The following is an 18,241-nucleotide window of genomic DNA, read 5'->3' on the forward strand; positions in this document are numbered from 1 at the left end:
TGGAGTAACTGTTACTAGTTTCTTTTACTGTATGGCTACTAGCTAGTCATATAGTAAAAGGGATAATGGTAACAGTTTTTTATTAATAGCAAAGAAGAAATCTCTACCATTTATAAGAAAAAAGTACAAAGTGAGTGATTATTTATAGATTTTTCGTTATAGTATAAAAGGGCGCTATAATTCGAGATAATTGGATATATTTCTACAAAATTTTAAGGGGTGTCTTTATGCTATTTATAGACAATAAAGGGATAACAGATCCAAGGATTAATCTTGCAATAGAAGAGTATGCTGTAAAGAATCTAGATATAAATGAAACATACCTTTTATTTTATATAAATGAACCTTCTATTATTATTGGAAAGAATCAAAACTCAATAGAAGAAATTAATACAGAATATGTAGAGTCACAAGGGATTCATGTAGTGAGAAGAGTTTCTGGTGGAGGCGCTGTTTACCATGATTTAGGGAATCTGAATTATAGCTTTATCACGAAAGACGAGGGAGATAGTTTCCATAATTTTAGAAAGTTTACAGAGCCAGTTGTACAAGCACTTAAAAGCATGGGAGTAAATGCAGAATTAAGTGGGCGTAATGATTTGTTGGCAGAAGGTAGAAAAATATCTGGAAACGCTCAATTCGCAACAAAAGGAAAAATGTTCACACATGGAACATTATTGTTTAACTCTGAAATGGATCACATTGTTTCCGCATTAAAAGTAAAAAAAGATAAGATTGAATCAAAGGGAATTAAGTCTGTTAGAAGCAGAGTGGCTAATATAATGGAATTCCTTCCAGAGAAAATATCGATAGAAGAGTTTCGTCGTTTACTTTTAACTCATCTTTTTGATGGAGAAGAGAACATCCAAGAATACGTATTAACAGAAGAGGACTGGGAAAAAATTCACCAGCTTTCTAAAGAAAAATATCAAAATTGGGATTGGAATTACGGCAAATCTCCTAAATTTAATTTACAACATTCTCATCGTTTCCCGGTAGGTCAAATTGATGTCCGTTTTGATGTGGTTAAAGGTATCGTCAAAAATTGCAAAATATATGGTGATTTCTTTGGAGTGGGTAGTGTAGAAGATATCGAAAATAGATTAATTGGTGTACGCTACGAACGCTCAGAGCTAGAAAAAGCATTAGATGACATTTCCGTTAAACATTATTTTGGAAATGTAACAAAAGAAGATTTTCTTCAATTAATTTATTAATCCTTATTAAATATACTAACATCCTAACATTATGGTTTAGGATGTTTTTTTATGGCAGTCAACAAAAAAGTAACCTGACCTAGTTTAATTTAAGTTCTAAATTTTTTTTTGAGGACTACTTATTAGTATAGGTTGTACTAGGCAGGAGGGAAATTATGACAAGAAAGATTGGTTTTTATGCAGTGCTAATCTATGTTCTATATGGCTTGTTTTTTTATTGGTATTTATTTCAATATTCAACTCCCACTTTACCTTTTGAATTTCAAGGAACAAGTAGTGATCCATCCACTTTTTTAAATAGTAGAGAATTGGTATTAAGTGAAGAATATTCAAGAGTGAAAAATTTTCTATTCTTTATTTCCACTCCTTTTGAATGGCTTCTCTATTTGTTTATTTTATTATTCGGCGTGTCTAAGGTGTTTAAAAAATGGGGAGAAGATTCAGCCAAATACAAAATGCTACAAACAGCTATTTATCTATTTTGGTTAAATCTAACAGCCTACATTCTTACATTTCCAATTAGTTATATTGGCTATTCTTTATCAAAAACGTACCATATTTCAACACAAGGATTTTCTTCTTGGATGAAAGATGAGTTAGTAGATTTTTGGATTAATTTTCTTTTTCTATACATTATTGTGTCTGTTCTATATTGGTTGATGAGCAAAAGTAAGAAGAGATGGTGGCTTTATGCTTGGTTATTATCTATCCCATTTACATTATTTATTACCTTTATTCAACCGGTTATTATTGATCCACTTTATAATGAGTTTACTCCATTAAAAGATAAAGAGTTAGAGGCTAAAATATTAGAATTGGCAAGTGCTTCGGGAATCCCAGCTGACCATGTGTTTGAAGTAAACATGTCAGACAAAACCAATGCATTAAATGCCTATGTAACAGGAATAGGTAGTAATGCCAGAATTGTTTTATGGGATACAAGCTTAAAAGAATTAAATGAGGATGAAATACTGTTTGTCATGGCACATGAAATGGCTCATTATGTGGAAAAACATATTTATATAGGAATTGCTATTAGCTTAGCTTTTTCTCTTCTAGGCTTATATTTAATATATAAACTGATGCATTGGTTGGTAAAAAGATGGGGGAAAGCACTTAACATTAGGAGAGTAGAGGATATTCAATCATTTCCGCTAATTCTTTTATTGATCTCTATGCTATCTTTTGCTGTAAACCCTTTTTCGAATCTAATGTCTCGTTACGAAGAAAAAAGAGCAGATGAATATGCTGTTCAACTAACACAAAATCCCGAGAGTGGTATAACTACTTTTCAAAAGCTGGCAAAAAGCGGTTTAAGTGAAGTGAATCCTCCTGTGTTAGTGAAAGTATTCCGTTATAGTCATCCAACAATGTTAGAGAGAATAAGTAAGTTGGAAGAGGAAAGTATTGAGTTAAGAAATAAGGAGTAAGATTTTATCATAAGGATATATTGTTAGAATAACACTAGATAGAATTCTGGAGAAAAATGAAGTAGAGGTTAATTTTTATGGAAATTAAAACAGTTTGTACATGGGATGAGCATCTATGGAGTGATGCTAGTCCCTTGTACATAGAGGCTTTTGGAGAAAAGGGAGCAAAGCCAATTTAAATTGTACGACATATGCTCTTGCAAAACATGGCTGAGCTTCATGTAGGATATAGTGATTCTGTCCCAGTGGCAATGGCTCTCACTGGGAGGCTTTCCAGTGAACAGGTAATGATTATTGATTATTTGACAGTAACAGCAGGAAAGCGAAATCGTGGATTGGGAAGATTCTTTGTAGATTATTTGGTGAAGAAATCAATGATTGAAGATTATAATAAGGTGATTATTGAAGTTGAATCAGAGGAAACAAAAGAAAATAAAGCACGCATTCAATTTTGGAAGAACTGCGGTTTTCTGTTCACAGATTATATTCATCATTATATTTGGGTACCTGAGCCTTATCATGCTATGTATTATCCTATTTCCATTTCTTCTGCAGAACAAAACAAAGTAACAGGGGAAGAATTGTTCACTTATATCAACAAATTTCATCGCCTTTGTTTTCGTGGAGGGAAAGAGTAATTAGCAAAATAAATGAAGAATTTCCGGTTAAATAAGGGAATATTCTCCGGCTATTCTGAATGGGTTCTTTTCCTCTTTCTACAACCGAAAGACACAGATGATTGTCATAGAACAATGGCGGTTGCTGGAGCATATCAAACTTGTTTGTGGGTAAAATAGGCCTCTAGGTCTGGCCATGAAGTAGTGCAATTTGCGAATTCTTAAGTAGCCCTTTAGAGTTTGGTTAGTAACAAAAGCTTTTAGCTGCAGAGGAAACCACCCGTATAATCATCACGGGTGGTATTTATTTTATGATACAACTTAATTATCAAAGCGCTTACATAATTGTTTATATTCAATACTTAATTCAGTAAAGCTTTCTCTGTCTTGTTCGTCAATGGCTTTATCAATCAGGGACATTAGATTTGCTTTCTCGATGTTCCATTGGATTTCTGAAAGTAGCATCTCAATGTAAAGATCTATCACATAAGTTTCATTGCCTTTATTCTTGTTAGCATGCAATTTGGTAAACTCAGTGTATGACTTATCATTCATTGTCTTTCCCTCCTGATACCTTTTTAATATTATATGGCGGGTATGCGAAAATATCAATGAATATTTTAAAGATTTAGAAAAAAAGATGAAGAATATGTAAAAACTCTGAAAGAATGATTTTTTTTATTATAAAATAGGAAAAAAGTGCTATCATTAGAGAAGATTACTAAAAGAAAAGAGGTTTTTTATGGATCAATATAATTGGATCGATACTTTTGAAATAAATTATTATACCTTGGCTATTGTTCCAATCGTTATGAAGGATAATTTGATTTATTCAAAAATATATCAAGATAAAGAAATATATCTTTGCAAATTAAGTCCCTTAATGATCATAAAAAGAAGTTGTGATTACTTTTGCTGCTCATACGAGGGGCGAAGAGAAGGAACACGCAAGCTGATGAATTATAATCATAAACTGCCCATTATTATAGATGAATCTAACTCCGTATATTTTTTCCCCACTCATTCACCGAACAATGTAGATTGTGTATGGATTTCATTTCACAATATTCTTGATATAAAGGAAACAGAAGATCTAAAAGTAGCTATAACATTTAGAAATCTACAACAATTAAACATCGATGTGTCATTACATACCATTAATAATCAACTTATGAGGACAAACGCATTAAAGACTGTGCAACAGTATAATATAGAAGCAAGTAAAAACTCGAAAATGATCTATAAAAAAGGAAGTGACAAACGAAAAAAATTAGCTGAAAATCAAGTTACATATAGTAGAAAAAAGGATTTAGAGTAAAGGGATTTAAGTAGTCGGTGAATCATCCAACATAAACCTTTTGAATAAATAATATTCTAATAATTCTTGAACTCTATTACGTAAACGTGGATTAAAGTAATTATGATATTCCTCATATCCTTTGTATAAAAATAAAAACATAGTAAAAGCTTCGTCACGATTGGTTTCTTGTATCTTCATATTATGTTTATACATATAACTCTTCGTTATTCTTAACTCCTCTTGTACAGTCTTCATCGCATTCTCCACCAAATCAATATATGGCTGTTTTAGCTTGAAATTACTTTTCTTTATGATCTCTAAATCTCGATTAAGTATAATTAACAGCATTGGCAGATAGATTGCTTTTTCCATTATATTTCTATCCTTGTCTGGAATACGTGTCATAATACCCAACTCCTCTTAAAAACAGAACAAATGTTCTTGTTAATCATACAATGAATGTTTATGCTTTTCAAGTAGCTAACTGTATTTTGTTTATAGTATGGTTATCCTATGCTTTATAAGAAATTATAGTAAAAAAAAAGGGGATTTATTTCTAATGTTGAAATAATTAAAGTATTATTTACGGAAAGGAAGAGATAAATGGGTAATAAAAGTATTGTTGCAGAAGATTTATATGAATTAAACTCAGTAGCTGATCCACAGGTGAGTATAAATGGAGACTGTTTATATGTCATGACTTCGATTAATCAAGAGGCAGACAAGTATCATTCAAATATACACTATAAAAATCTTGATACGTTAGAAGATCAACAATGGACATTTGGGGAAGGTAAAAACGTTTCACCTCGCTGGTCACCAGATGGAAAACGTATCGTGTTTGTATCTGATCGATCAGGTAAAAACCAACTATACTTATTAAGTAAGAGCGGTGGAGAAGCAAAGCAACTTACATTTTTAAAAAATGGCGCAAGTAACCCAATTTGGTCGCCAGATGGAAAACAGATAGCTTTCCAATTTTCTTTAAAAGGGGAAGAAACAGTTGAGGATAAAGAAAAGAAGGAAGAAACTAAGACATCATTAAAGGCACTTGAAGTTACTTCCATGAAGTATAAATCAGATGGAGCAGGATTTTGGGATGGATGTTATGAGCATATTGCCACTGTTGATGTAGAAACAGGTGCTATTAACCAAATTACATCAGGGAGCAATGATTATACTTTACAAAGCTGGTCTCCTAATGGTGAATACTTAGCTATCTGTGCAGATGAGACAGAAGAAAAGGATTTTAGTTTTATCTCAGATATATTTTTATATGAGTTAGCAACAAAAAAATGGATTAAAGTAACGGAAAGTAATGGTAGCTTTGGTAAAGTGACATGGACACCAGACAGCAAAAAGTTGGGACTTATAGGAAATGGTCGAGAATATGAAAATGCTACTTTGTCCAAATTATGGGTTTACGATCTTGAAAGTAAGTATCTACATTGCTTAACAGATAGTTGGGATGTTAATGTCGGAGATTATGCAATAGGTGATTTTCAACAAGGAGTAGTTACACCAGGCATTCTATGGGGAGAAGATAATGAGAGTTTTACATTTATTGCAACTGATAATGGAAGTACCATTGTCTACTTTGGGCATATTTCTGGGGCAATTTATCCATCATTAATTGATAAGCAATATGTTTACGGGCTTTCAACTGGAGGTAGTTTAAAGCGAGCGGTAGTAGCAATTAGTACTCCAACCAACCCAGGTGATTTATTTACGCTAAATTTAGAGACTGGTGAGCTTGATCAAATTACCGATGTGAATACTGATTTTAAAGAGAATCACACATTTACTAGTCAAGAGTCTATACAGTTCCAATCTCGTGATGGTTGGGATATACATGGGTGGTTAATGAAGCCTTCCAACTATAAAGAAGGAGAAAAGTATCCATTGGTGCTAGAAATTCATGGAGGTCCACATGCCATGTATGCAAATTCTTACTTTCATGAGTTCCAAACATTAACTTCTAATGGGTTTGCTGTATTATTTATTAATCCAAGAGGCAGCCATGGTTACGGACAAGAGTTTGTTAATGCTGTACGTGGAGATTATGGTGGAAAAGACTATGAAGACATTATGGATGCAGTAGATTATGTACTGAATACATATGACTTTATTGACGAGAATCGTTTAGGTGTTACTGGTGGAAGCTATGGTGGTTTTATGACAAACTGGATTGTTGGTCATACAAACCGATTTAAAGCAGCAGTTACACAACGTTCTATCTCTAATTGGATTAGTTTCTATGGAGTCAGTGATATTGGCTATTATTTTTCAGAATGGCAGATTAAAGCCGATTTAAACGATATAGAAACATTATGGAAGCATTCTCCACTTAAATATGTAAATAATATAGAAACACCACTATTAATATTACATGGTGAAAAGGATTATCGATGTCCAATCGAACAAGCAGAGCAGTTATTCATCGCCTTAAAGGCTCAGAAAAAGGAAACGAGGCTAGTAAGATTTCCAGAGTCTAACCATGAACTTTCTCGAAGTGGAAAACCTACATTACGCATACAACGATTAAATTATATTAATGAGTGGTTTAAAGAATATTTATAAGCAATTAAATTAGTAGAGGTGCCTTTTTGGCCCTCTATTTTTCTATTTCAGGAGGTTTCTTTAATTTTAAGGAAGAATCAATGTAGAATTTTTATTTTTTTGATATGATAAATAAGACAACTTTTATAATTCATGATTATTAGGTAAAGTTTGTTGCTATCTAGCCTATTTTGTTAGAAAATGAGAAAATTATGATACAAAAGAATTTTAAACAACCTTCAAGTAAATATTTTTATTATATGAAAATATTTACTTTAGATGGTGACTATAATTTACCATAAGGGTTAGAATTTATAAGGAAAAGCAAAGAGAATGATCTAAGCTAAACATTATTAAAGGGATTAGTGGTTGGGCAAATATACATACAAATAGGATAATGAAGGCTAAGAATAAGAAAAGGAAAATCTTTTTTCATAATCATTAAGAAGAATAGAAGTAAGTGAGATTAAGCGTGTGTTTAATGGGGAAAAGGATGGAAATGGTGGGTCTTAATCTTTATTCATTCCTATTAATATCTACTATATGAATATTTAGTAGAACAATCCTACATTAGATAATCTATAGATGCAGAAGTAAGATACAAGGGGTTTTAGCTGATGGATATTAATACACTAAAAGAATGGTTTACATTAGAAGGCATTATGCAATTAATTGAAAGTTATCGCTCATTCGGTCCCATCCCTGGAATTCTTTTGCCCTTGTTAGAAGCTTTCATTCCTTTTTTACCTCTTTTTGTTTTTATCATGGCTAATGTGAATGCATTTGGCTATTGGATAGGATTTCTTTGTTCATGGGGTGGGACGGTAATAGGTGCATTACTAGTGTTTTTGATTGTTAGAAAATATGGACAAAAGAAGCTATTAAGTTTCTTAAGAAATCATAAAAAAGTACAAAAGCCGATGATATGGATAGAAAAGCATGGATTTGGTCCATTATTTATATTACTTTGCTTCCCTTTTACACCATCAGCATTAGTTAATATTGTTGCTGGATTATCAAGAATAAAAATGAGTCAATATGTACTAGCAGTTGTGGCTGGGAAATTCGTTATGATCAGTATCGTTAGTTTTATCGGTTACGATATAACAGCGCTCATTCAAAAGCCTTTAAGAACAATTCCCGTTGTTATAGCAATCTTTATTCTTTGGTATGTTGGTAAAATAGTCGAAAAAAAATTAAATAATACAGATGTAGAGAATAAAGAGAGAAGTCATTAAGAATTACTAGCAAATCTTATTTGGAGGAGATAGAGATTGAGAGAAGCAATAAAAAAAGAAAGCATAGAATGGTTAAAAGCATTTGGAATAGGTATTATCATCTTTATTATTATTCGTGCTTTTCTCTTCTCCAATTATGTAGTAGATGGTGAGTCCATGTTGCCAACATTACAGGATGGAAACAAATTAATTGTCAATAAATTAGGTTATAGGATGACTGGTTTTGAGCATTTCGATGTGATTGTATTTCATGCTAATGAAAAAGAAGACTACGTAAAAAGAGTAATTGGAGTACCTGGGGATAAAATAGAATACCGTGACGATCAGTTATATATTAATGGAAATAGATACGAGGAGCCCTTTTTAAATTTTTACCGAAATCAAGTATCATCTGGCCGATTAACTGGTAATTTCACTTTAGAGGAACTAACAGGGGAAAAAATTGTGCCAAAAGGAAAGTTATTTGTCTTAGGGGATAATCGTCTAGGAAGCTGGGATAGTCGCCATTTCGGTTTTATACCAATAGAAGATGTAGTGGGGAAAGTAAACTTAAGATATTGGCCGTTTAACGAAATACAATATTCTTTTTAAAAAGAACTCATTTTTTGGGTTCTTTTTTTTATTGATACACCAAAAAATCCCAGAGTTTTCATAGCTATAGAAACATGTGTTTCTATGATATGATAAGATGATAGAAGAATTACGTAGATGAAAAGGAGGTTAAATATGGCCATTCGTTTATTAGCCGGAAGATCTGGTACAGGAAAAACAACTAAGTGTATAGAAGAAATACAAGCTAAATTAATAGAAAGCCCTGAAGGAAAACCTATCATATATTTAGTTCCAGATCAAATGACCTTTCTCTCTGATCAACGGTTAATCACAGGACCTATTGTTCAAGGTATGTTTCGTGCACAAGTATATAGCTTTACGCGTCTAGCTTGGAGAATATTACAAGAAACAGGTGGAATTAGCCGTTATCATATTAATAGTGTAGGTGTTAATATGCTGATCAGAAGGATTATTGAAGAAAATAAGCATGAATTAACTCTTTTTAAAAAAGTAGCAGATAAAAATGGTTTTATTGAACAAGTAGAGCAACTTGTTACTGAATTTAGAAGGTATACAATAACACCTGAAGCACTCTTAAACACCAAAAGTCAAATTACAGAAGAAACAGGATCAAATAAAGCTCTACAAGATAAAATACGAGATCTTGAAGTGATCTATGAGAAATTCGAACAAAGCATCATGGGTAAGTATATTGATGGAGAAGACTATTTTCGCTTGTTAGCAGAAAATATTACTACATCTACTTACTTAAAAGATGCCGAAATTTATATAGATGGCTTTTATAGTTTTACTCCACAAGAGTATTTAATCATTCAGCAATTAATGATCACTTGTAAACATGTAACTATAACAAATACATTAAATCCTAAGAATATAAAAAGTAACATAGAGGATTTAAGCTTATTCCGCATGACCAATGAAACGTTTGAAACACTATCCTCTATGGCTAATCAATTAGGCAAGGAAGTCGAAGTTATACAATTAGAGAATTTTATGAGTAATACGCCTCTTTCCTTAAATCATTTGGAACAGCACTTTGATAGCAGACCAAGTAGGAGTTTTGATGGAGAAACAAATGTCATCTTTGCAGAAAGTATTAATTTAAGAGCTGAAATCGAAGGAATTGCAAGAGAAATAATAAAGCTGATTAGAAATAAACATTATCGTTATCGAAACATAAGCTTGTTATCTCGAAACATGGGAGAATATAAAAATATTATAGAGACGGTGTTTCAAGATTACAATATACCATTTTTTATAGACCAGAAAAATTCCATGCACGATCATCCACTTGTAGAGCTTCTTCGTTCCACTTTGGAAATTTTTGAAACTAACTGGCGTTATGAACCTGTTTTTCGTTCTATTAAAACAGAGTTATTATTTCCCTTACATGAACGGAAAAATAATATTCGAGAAAAAGTAGATAGATTAGAAAATTATTGCCTTGCTTATGGAATTAAGGGGAAAAAATGGACATCAAAGGAAAGATGGAAATATAGAAGAATTCAAGGTCTTGAATGGGAAAATGAGGGACAAACAGATTACGAGCGTAAAATAGAGCAAGAATTAAATGAATTGCGTCTGTCTTTAACAGCACCATTGACAAGACTTCAAAACCGTCTAAAGAGACGAAAAACAGGTAGAGAAAAATGTGAAGCTCTCTATGTATTTCTAGAAGAGCTAGAAATACCAGTAAAGATGGAGTATTGGAAGAATGAGCTAGAGGAAAAGGGTCAATTAGTAAAAGCAGGAGAACATGATCAGGCTTGGAACAGTATCGTAGATTTATTCGATCAATTTGTAGAGATACTAGGAGAAGAAGAAATTTCTGCTAAACAATTTGCTTCCGTTATTGGAGCTGGACTGGATTCGTTAAAATTTTCGCTTGTACCACCTGCGATGGATCAAGTGATTGTTGCCGATCTTGAGCAATCTCGTTTAGATGATATAAAAGTCGCATTTGTTATTGGATTAAACGAAGGCGTATTTCCTTCTAAGTTTCAGGATGAGGGAATACTTGCAGATAGTGATAGAGAATTATTAATGCAAAAGGGAATGAAGCTAGCACCCACAAGTAAAACAAGATTGTTAGATGAAGAATTCCTAGCATATAAAGCTTTTACTACACCAGCGGAATCCCTCTATTTAAGCTATCCTTTAGCAAATGATGAAGGGAAATCCATTTTACCATCCACATATATAAAGAAAATGAGAGATTTATTTCCAGAAGCTGCAACGCTTTACTTTATGTCTGATCCGAAAGACTTACCAGAAGAAAGTCAACTAGATTATGCTGTTCATTATAAAACAACCCTCTCTTATCTGACAGGTCAATTACAATTGAAAAAGAGGAATTATCCGATTTATGATTTTTGGTGGGATATTTATAACCAGTATATGGATAATGTTAATTGGAAAGAGCCAGCTACAAAAGTTTTCTCTAGTTTAACCTATCAAAACAAAGCTACTAATCTTACGGAACAAACGAGTACAGAGTTATATGGTGATACGATATCAGCGAGTGTGTCTAGAATGGAGCTATTTCATGCATGTCCATTTTCTCATTTTGCCAATCATGGATTGAAGTTAAGAGAACGTCAAGTTTATCGCTTAGAGGCTCCTGCAATTGGCGACTTATTTCATGCTGCCTTAAAGTATATTGCAGAAACAGTACTAGTTCAGAATTTAATGTGGTCTAAGCTTACGAGAGAACAGTGTGAACAACTAGCGCGGGACGCAGTAGATATGCTTGCTCCTAAATTACAAAATGAAATTTTATTATCTACTAATAAACACCACTATATTAAACGAAAACTAGAACAAATCATTAGCAGAGCTTCCTTTATCTTAAGCGAACATGCAAAGCATAGTGGTTTTTCTCCCATCGATTTGGAATTAGAGTTTGGGCCTAAAGGAAAGCTACCTTCTATTACTTTTCCTTTAAAAAATGGTTCCAAAATGAATTTGGTAGGAAGAATTGATCGTGTAGATAAAGCGGAAATGGGGGATGATGTGTATCTTCGAGTTATTGACTATAAATCAAGTGCACATGATCTAAATATGAATGAAGTTTATTATGGCTTGTCCTTACAGATGCTTACCTACTTAGATTTGATTATGGAAAACAGTACTATATTAGTAGATAAAAAAGCTAACCCTGCAGGAGTCTTATATTTCCACGTGCACAATCCAATGATTACTAGTAAAAAGATTCTCACATTAGATGAAATAGAAGAAGAATTATTGAAGAAGTTTAAAATGAATGGATTAATGCTTGGCGAAGAAAATGTTATTCATTTAATGGATGAAACACTAGAAAAAGGTAATTCACCTATCGTTCCAGCAGGATTTAAAACTGATGGAACACTTACGAAAGCATCAAAGGTGGCATCCAAAGAAGATTTTCAACATATGCAAAAATTTGTTCGACACAAGTATCAAGAAAGTGGCGACAAAATTATTAGTGGTTCGGTTGGCATTGAGCCATATCAATTAAAGGAAAAGAAGCCATGTACTTTTTGTTCTTTTAAATCTGTTTGTCAATTCGATGAATCACTGGAAAGCAATCAATATAGAAATTTACCTTCGTATTCCAAGGATGAAGTATTAGGGCTAATACGAAAGGAGGCTAAACTGAATGAACATTCCTGATAAACCAATAGATGTTACATGGACGGATGACCAATGGAAAGCGATTATGGCAAGTGGTAAAGATATATTGGTTGCTGCAGCAGCAGGATCAGGTAAGACAGCCGTTCTAGTGGAACGAATGATAAAGAAAATTGTTTCAGAAGATCCTATAAATGTCGATGAATTACTTGTTGTTACATTTACTAATGCATCAGCCGCTGAAATGAAGCATCGTATTGGAGAGGTTTTAGAGAAGGAAATCAATGATAATCCTAATTCTAAGCATCTAAAACGGCAACTTTCTTTACTAAATAAAGCACAAATATCTACCTTACATTCCTTTTGCTTAGAGGTTATTCGCAAGTATTATTATATGATAGATTTAGATCCAGGATTTAGAATAGCAGATGAAACAGAGGCTCAACTTTTACGGGATGAATGTCTAGAAGAGTTGTTTGAAGAAGAATATGGCATAGAAAATAATATGGTTTTCTTTGATTTAGTAGATGCTTTTACGAGTGATCGAAGTGATGATGCTCTTCAAAGAATGGTACAAGAGATATATGATTTCTCAAGGTCCAATGCTTTGCCTAATGCTTACTTACATTCCTTAATTAATATGTATGATATAGAGGAAGATACTGATTTAAGCCAAGTGGCATTTATGAAATATTTAGAAGAAGACGTAGAATTACATTTACATGGAGTAAGGCAGCTTTTAGAGTACGGTTACGAATTAACCAAGCTTCCAGGTGGACCAGCACCAAGAGCTAGTACCTTTTTAGATGATTTAGAACAAGTATCTATTTTACAAAAAGCGAAGGCATCATCTTGGGAAACCTTATATGAGGCTATGAAATTGCTGAAATTCTCACGTGCAAAAGCTTGCAAAGGGGATGAGTATGATACAGCACTTGTAGAAGAAGGTCAACAAGTAAGAGATCGAGCTAAAAAAATTCTGCAAGACTTGCAGGGAGAATTATTCACTAGAAAACCTCAGAGCTTTATAAAGGATATGCAGGCAATGAAGCCACATGTTCAAACATTAGTTCATCTAGTACAAGCTTTTGGGGAGAAGTTTCAAGAGATAAAGGTAGAAAAAGGTCTAGTTGACTTTGCCGATTTAGAGCATTATTGCTTATCTATTTTACGTGATCCTATTAATGAAGATGAGCTTACTCCTTCTGTTGCAGCGTTAGAATATCGAAAGCAATTTAAAGAAGTACTTATTGATGAATATCAAGATACGAATATGGTTCAGGAGTCCATTCTTCAACTAGTAACAAAGGATGTAGAATCAGAAGGTAACTTATTTATGGTTGGGGACATTAAACAATCTATATATCGGTTTCGATTAGCAGAACCTACCCTCTTTTTATCCAAGTATCTTCGTTATCAAGAAAGAGAAGATGCTGGTTATAAGATTGATTTGGCGAAGAATTTTCGTAGTAGAAAAGAAGTCCTAGAAGGCACTAATTTTATCTTTAAACAGATTATGGGCTCTCAGGTTGGAGAAATTGAGTATGATGAAAGTGCAGAGTTAAAGCTTGGGGCAAGTTACCCTGAAGACAAAGCATATCCAATTGAAGTAGCCTTAATTAATCAGAGCTCAAGCGAATCAGAGGACATGGATGTAGACGTGGAAGGTATCAATGCTACAGAGTTGGAACAAGCTGAGTTAGAAGCAAGAGTTATTGCCAAGAAGGTAAGAGACATACTGGAATCTAAGCAAGAAGTATATGATGCTAAGCAAAAAGTATATCGACCAACTCGTTATAAGGATATGGTTATCTTACTTCGATCGATGACATGGGCACCACAGATTATGGAAGAATTAAAACAATTTAATATTCCAACATATGCTAACCTTTCAACAGGTTACTTTGAGTCAACAGAAGTGGATATTATGATGTCTCTTTTGAAGGTTATTGATAATCCGTACCAGGATATTCCTTTAGCATCTGTTCTGAGGTCTCCCATTGTTGGCTTGAATGAGGAAGAGTTAAGTCGAATAAGAATTGCGAGTAAACAGGGAAGTTTTTATGATGCTATTCAATCCTATTTAAAAAGTGGTGCAAATAAAGAAGAACAAGGGTATGAAGAGCTAAAGCGTTTCTTTGAGAAATTCTCTATGTGGAGAACGGATGCTAGAAGAGGTTCCTTATCGGAGTTGATATGGAAACTCTATCGTGAAACTTATTTTTATGACTTTGTCGGTGGTCTTCCTGCAGGAAATCAACGTCAAGCTAATCTTAGAGCATTGTACGACCGTGCACGCTCGTATGAAGAAACATCCTTTAGAGGATTATTCCGCTTTTTACGATTCATTGAAAGAATGCGAGATCGAGGGAATGACCTTGGTGCAGCGAGAGCACTAACTGAACAAGAAGATGTAATTCGTATTATGACCATTCATAGTAGTAAAGGACTTGAATTTCCATTTGTCTTTATTGCTGGTACTGGACGTAATTTTAATACGATGGATTTAAGAAAGAGCTTTTTACTGGATAAGGATTTAGGATTTGCCACTAAATATATCGATCCAAAAAGAAGAATATCCTATCCATCTCTTCCACAAATGGCCTTCTCGAAAAAGAAGAAAATGGAGTTGCTTGCAGAAGAGATGCGTGTATTATATGTAGCCTTAACACGAGCAAAAGAGAAATTAATACTAATTGGTACGGTAAAAGATATAGAGAAAGCAAAGCAAAAATGGTCACAAATGGCCATGCATTCGAACTGGCTATTAAATGAGTTTGATCGTGCTTCTGCTAAGTCGTATTTAGATTGGATTGGCCCTTCACTTGTTCGCCATAAAGATGCCGAGAATATTCATCTAGAAAGCTGGATAGAGAAAGAAGAAATATCCTCTCATTCTTCCAGTTGGGAAGTACGAATACTAAATAAGGAAGAATTAATTCATCTTGATCTTGATGAGCAAAAGGAAGAAGAAGAGTGGTTAAAAAGGGTAACTGAGGGAAAAAGGATGGATAGTATCTCTCCTCATTATGAACAGATAGAAGAAACATTAAAATGGGCTTATGAGCACCCAAAAAGTACCTCTCATCGATCTAAGCAATCTGTCTCTGAATTGAAAAGACAAAATGAGCTTAGAGATGTACAAAGTGGTACAGAGATAGCAAAGGCGTGGAAGAATACTGTCTGGAACCGACCGAAATTTATGCAAGAAAAAAAGCTAAGCCCAGCGGAAATCGGTACAGCAATGCATATGGTTATGCAGCATGTTGAATTAAAGACAGAAATAACAGAAGCGTATATTCATGAATTAGTAAATAATATGGTGCAGAAGGAATTATTGACAGATGAGCAGGCAGAAGTAATCAATGCAGCATCTATCGTGACTTTTTTTCAAAGCACTATTGGACAAAGAATGCGTCTAGCACCTAAGGTTGTCCGCGAGATTCCTTTTAATATTGCTTACCCAGCAAGTAAGGTGTATGCAGATTGGAAAGGTGCAGAGGAGAGTGTCCTAGTGCAAGGTATTATCGATGTGTATTTTGAGGATGAAGAAGGTACCGTTCTACTTGATTATAAGACAGATACGATCACAGGCAAATTTAAGGGTGGCTATGAAGAAGCTAAACCTAAGTTAGAAGCACGATATAAAGTGCAAATGGAGTTATATACAGATGCATTAGAAACCATCTTGAAGAGAAAAATAGAGGAGAAGTACTTATTTTTCTTTGATGGAGCACATATTTTACCACTTTAAAAAGAGAGACAGTATTTTCTATTAAGAATATGCTGTCTTTTCTTTCCATTAAAAAGCTTTAATAATTGGATAGGTACAATAAAAAACGTTGAGAATGAAAAAATAAATCCTAAATTTGGATACATCATAATAATGGGAGGAAAGGGATAAATTCATGAGAAAGGTATCAAAAAATATTGGTGTTTGCGAACTATGTCAACGGGAAGACATAGAAACCACTGTCCACCATTTAACACCTAGAGAAATGGGAGGAGCGATGTTAGAGACTGCCGATCTATGTCATGCTTGTCATAAGCAGATTCATGCTATTTATACTAATCAGGAATTGGCACTTAGACTAAATAACATTCTCCTATTACGTGATGATCCAGAAATTATGAAGTATTTAAAATGGGTAAAGAAGCAACCAGCAACCAAGTTATCTAGAGTTAGAAAATCAAATAGTATAAAAAGAAAGTAGAATGCAATGATTATTCTAAATTATGTAAGTAAAACTTTGTTCATCAAATACATAATCGTTTTTTGCATGTAAGTCATCTCCTAGCCACGTCATAAATTATCCATAATTATTTATTAATTCGAATAAATGAAGCTATAATTTTGACATGCTCACTTTTCTTCTGCTATTTTAAAAAGAGAGAATAGGTAAAAAATCATAGGGATATTTAACTATTTGTTATAGCAAACTCAAATATAGATAAAGAAGAAAAGGGGAAAAACATGGATTTTCTTGAATTAGCAAAATCTCGCCATTCAGCTATGAACTTTATAGAAGAAGAGGTAATGACAGAAGAGGATTTTAAAAAGATCTTCGAGTTAACTAAGCTAGCTCCAAGTGCATATAATCTACCGTTTACAGATTATTTGGTAATTATGGATAAAGATAAGAAGGAAAAAGTAAGAGAGTTAAGTTATAATCAATACAAAATCCATACAGCAAGTGCTGTTATCATTGTAATGGGCAATAAAAAAAGCGTTGAATTAGCAGAAGTTGAAAGAATATACAGCCCAATGAAAATGTTGAAAATGTTAGATGAAGTAGAATATGAAACAACAATCAGTCAAATAAAGGGATTTGCAGAAGGAATAAAAGCAGACCCCGTGAAATTAGAAATGGAACTAGTGAGAAATACGAGTATAAATGCCATGCAGTTCATGCTGAGTGCTAAACATTATGGTTTTGATACTTGTCCTATGCATGTTCATAATGTAGACCAATTGAAGGAAGCTTTTCATATACCAGAGCATTTACAGCCTGTAATGATGATTACTATAGGAAAAAGTGTAGATAAAGTACGCCCTCGTGGATATCGCAAACCAACTAATGAGTTTGTTCAATTTAATGGTTATTAAGGGGATACTATTTTATATCTTTCTTTGAAAACTCTATTTATGTAGATAATGGCTCCCCCGTTCTTAACAGGGAGCCAATTTTCGTTTAATTATTTTCCGTTACTGACTGATCAACGCCACTAAAGTCTGTATAATTGCTAGCATTTAGTGGGTTATTAGTGATGACAAATGCTCCGCTGTTTCCAGTTCCTGAGCCAATAGTTGATTTTGAATTTTCTTTTGGTGAAATAAATAAGGAGTCTCCGAATTGAACAATACCTCCTCCAGTATTAACAATTTGTACAGGTCCAATAATAGCAGGCATGAACTTCCTCCGTTCTTTTAATTGTTAGCTACAACTGGCTGGTCAATAAGACTAGTATCTATATAATTACTAGCATTGAGGCCGTTGTTTGTAATGATAAATGCACCAGTATTAGAGGTGCCGGAACCTAATGTAGCTTTTGAATTTCCTTTAGGGGAAATAAATAAAGAGTCTCCAAATTGGACAATTCCATCCCCTACGTTTACGATTTGCACTGGTCCTACAATTGCAGGCATAATAAACCTCCTCATAAGCAAATTCGCATCATTTACTTTTCTTTCTACTGT

The 18,241-nt window shown here is 33.5% G+C and carries 15 protein-coding genes; 11 read left to right on the forward strand and 4 right to left on the reverse strand.

Annotated elements, in window-relative coordinates:
• The first annotated feature begins 227 nt into the window (after nt 1–227).
• The 3 genes from F9279_RS20685 to F9279_RS20695 all read left to right on the forward strand — a co-directional run bounded on the left by F9279_RS20685 (nt 228) and on the right by F9279_RS20695 (nt 3,285).
• Nucleotides 228–1,217 carry a lipoate--protein ligase gene (locus F9279_RS20685; protein ID WP_152116093.1) on the forward strand — a complete coding sequence of 330 codons (990 nt, stop codon included), beginning with the start codon at nt 228–230 and terminating at the stop codon, nt 1,215–1,217.
• Between the two features lie 155 nt (nt 1,218–1,372).
• Entirely contained in the window at nt 1,373–2,647 is a 1,275-nt protein-coding gene (locus F9279_RS20690) for a M48 family metallopeptidase (RefSeq protein ID WP_152116094.1), read from the forward strand.
• 206 nt (nt 2,648–2,853) lie between these two features.
• Nucleotides 2,854–3,285: a GNAT family N-acetyltransferase gene (locus tag F9279_RS20695; protein ID WP_226793786.1), complete on the forward strand. Its 432-nt coding sequence runs from the start codon at nt 2,854–2,856 to the stop codon at nt 3,283–3,285.
• A gap of 300 nt (nt 3,286–3,585) precedes the next feature.
• Here the strand turns inward: F9279_RS20695 and F9279_RS20700 are convergent, their stop codons facing one another.
• Nucleotides 3,586–3,819: an IDEAL domain-containing protein gene (locus F9279_RS20700; protein WP_152116096.1), complete on the reverse strand. Its 234-nt coding sequence runs from the start codon at nt 3,817–3,819 to the stop codon at nt 3,586–3,588.
• Nucleotides 3,820–4,006: 187 nt separating this feature from the next.
• Here F9279_RS20700 and F9279_RS20705 point away from each other — a divergent pair, with 187 nt between their 5' ends.
• Nucleotides 4,007–4,582, forward strand: coding sequence for a competence protein ComK (locus F9279_RS20705; protein ID WP_152116097.1), 576 nt, complete (start codon nt 4,007–4,009; stop codon nt 4,580–4,582).
• Between the two features lie 6 nt (nt 4,583–4,588).
• Here F9279_RS20705 and F9279_RS20710 read toward each other — a convergent pair whose 3' ends face one another.
• Nucleotides 4,589–4,969: a hypothetical protein gene (locus F9279_RS20710; protein ID WP_152116098.1), complete on the reverse strand. Its 381-nt coding sequence runs from the start codon at nt 4,967–4,969 to the stop codon at nt 4,589–4,591.
• Nucleotides 4,970–5,167: 198 nt separating this feature from the next.
• Between F9279_RS20710 and F9279_RS20715 the strand changes: the two genes are divergently transcribed.
• The 7 genes from F9279_RS20715 to F9279_RS20745 all read left to right on the forward strand — a co-directional run bounded on the left by F9279_RS20715 (nt 5,168) and on the right by F9279_RS20745 (nt 17,650).
• Nucleotides 5,168–7,144, forward strand: a complete 1,977-nt coding sequence (locus F9279_RS20715; RefSeq protein WP_152116099.1) for an alpha/beta hydrolase family protein — start codon at nt 5,168–5,170, stop codon at nt 7,142–7,144.
• A 596-nt stretch (nt 7,145–7,740) separates the two neighbouring features.
• Nucleotides 7,741–8,361 (forward strand): TVP38/TMEM64 family protein, encoded by a 621-nt coding sequence (locus tag F9279_RS20720; protein ID WP_152116100.1) that lies wholly within the window; start codon nt 7,741–7,743, stop codon nt 8,359–8,361.
• A 36-nt stretch (nt 8,362–8,397) separates the two neighbouring features.
• The gene (gene lepB, locus F9279_RS20725) at nt 8,398–8,952 is read left to right on the forward strand and encodes a signal peptidase I (RefSeq protein WP_152116101.1); all 555 of its coding nucleotides are present in this window, start codon (nt 8,398–8,400) and stop codon (nt 8,950–8,952) included.
• A gap of 135 nt (nt 8,953–9,087) precedes the next feature.
• Complete coding sequence (addB, locus tag F9279_RS20730) at nt 9,088–12,585, forward strand: helicase-exonuclease AddAB subunit AddB (protein ID WP_152116102.1); 3,498 nt, start codon at nt 9,088–9,090, stop codon at nt 12,583–12,585.
• Nucleotides 12,572–16,297: a helicase-exonuclease AddAB subunit AddA gene (gene addA, locus F9279_RS20735; RefSeq protein ID WP_152116103.1), complete on the forward strand. Its 3,726-nt coding sequence runs from the start codon at nt 12,572–12,574 to the stop codon at nt 16,295–16,297. Before addB ends, addA begins: the two co-directional genes overlap by 14 nt.
• Nucleotides 16,298–16,451: 154 nt before the next feature.
• Entirely contained in the window at nt 16,452–16,757 is a 306-nt protein-coding gene (locus F9279_RS20740) for an HNH endonuclease (RefSeq protein ID WP_152116104.1), read from the forward strand.
• Between the two features lie 260 nt (nt 16,758–17,017).
• On the forward strand, nt 17,018–17,650 hold the full coding sequence (locus tag F9279_RS20745; RefSeq protein WP_152116105.1) for a nitroreductase family protein: 633 nt from the start codon (nt 17,018–17,020) through the stop codon (nt 17,648–17,650).
• An 85-nt stretch (nt 17,651–17,735) separates the two neighbouring features.
• Here the strand turns inward: F9279_RS20745 and F9279_RS20750 are convergent, their stop codons facing one another.
• Together F9279_RS20750 and F9279_RS20755 are read right to left on the reverse strand one after the other, a co-directional pair.
• Complete coding sequence (locus F9279_RS20750; RefSeq protein ID WP_152116106.1) at nt 17,736–17,954, reverse strand: spore germination protein; 219 nt, start codon at nt 17,952–17,954, stop codon at nt 17,736–17,738.
• A 17-nt stretch (nt 17,955–17,971) separates the two neighbouring features.
• Nucleotides 17,972–18,190 carry a spore germination protein gene (locus F9279_RS20755; protein ID WP_152116107.1) on the reverse strand — a complete coding sequence of 73 codons (219 nt, stop codon included), beginning with the start codon at nt 18,188–18,190 and terminating at the stop codon, nt 17,972–17,974.
• Nucleotides 18,191–18,241 lie beyond the last annotated feature (51 nt).

It is taken from the genome of Bacillus sp. B1-b2 (assembly GCF_009183415.1).
GTDB lineage: Bacteria > Bacillota > Bacilli > Bacillales > Cytobacillaceae > Niallia.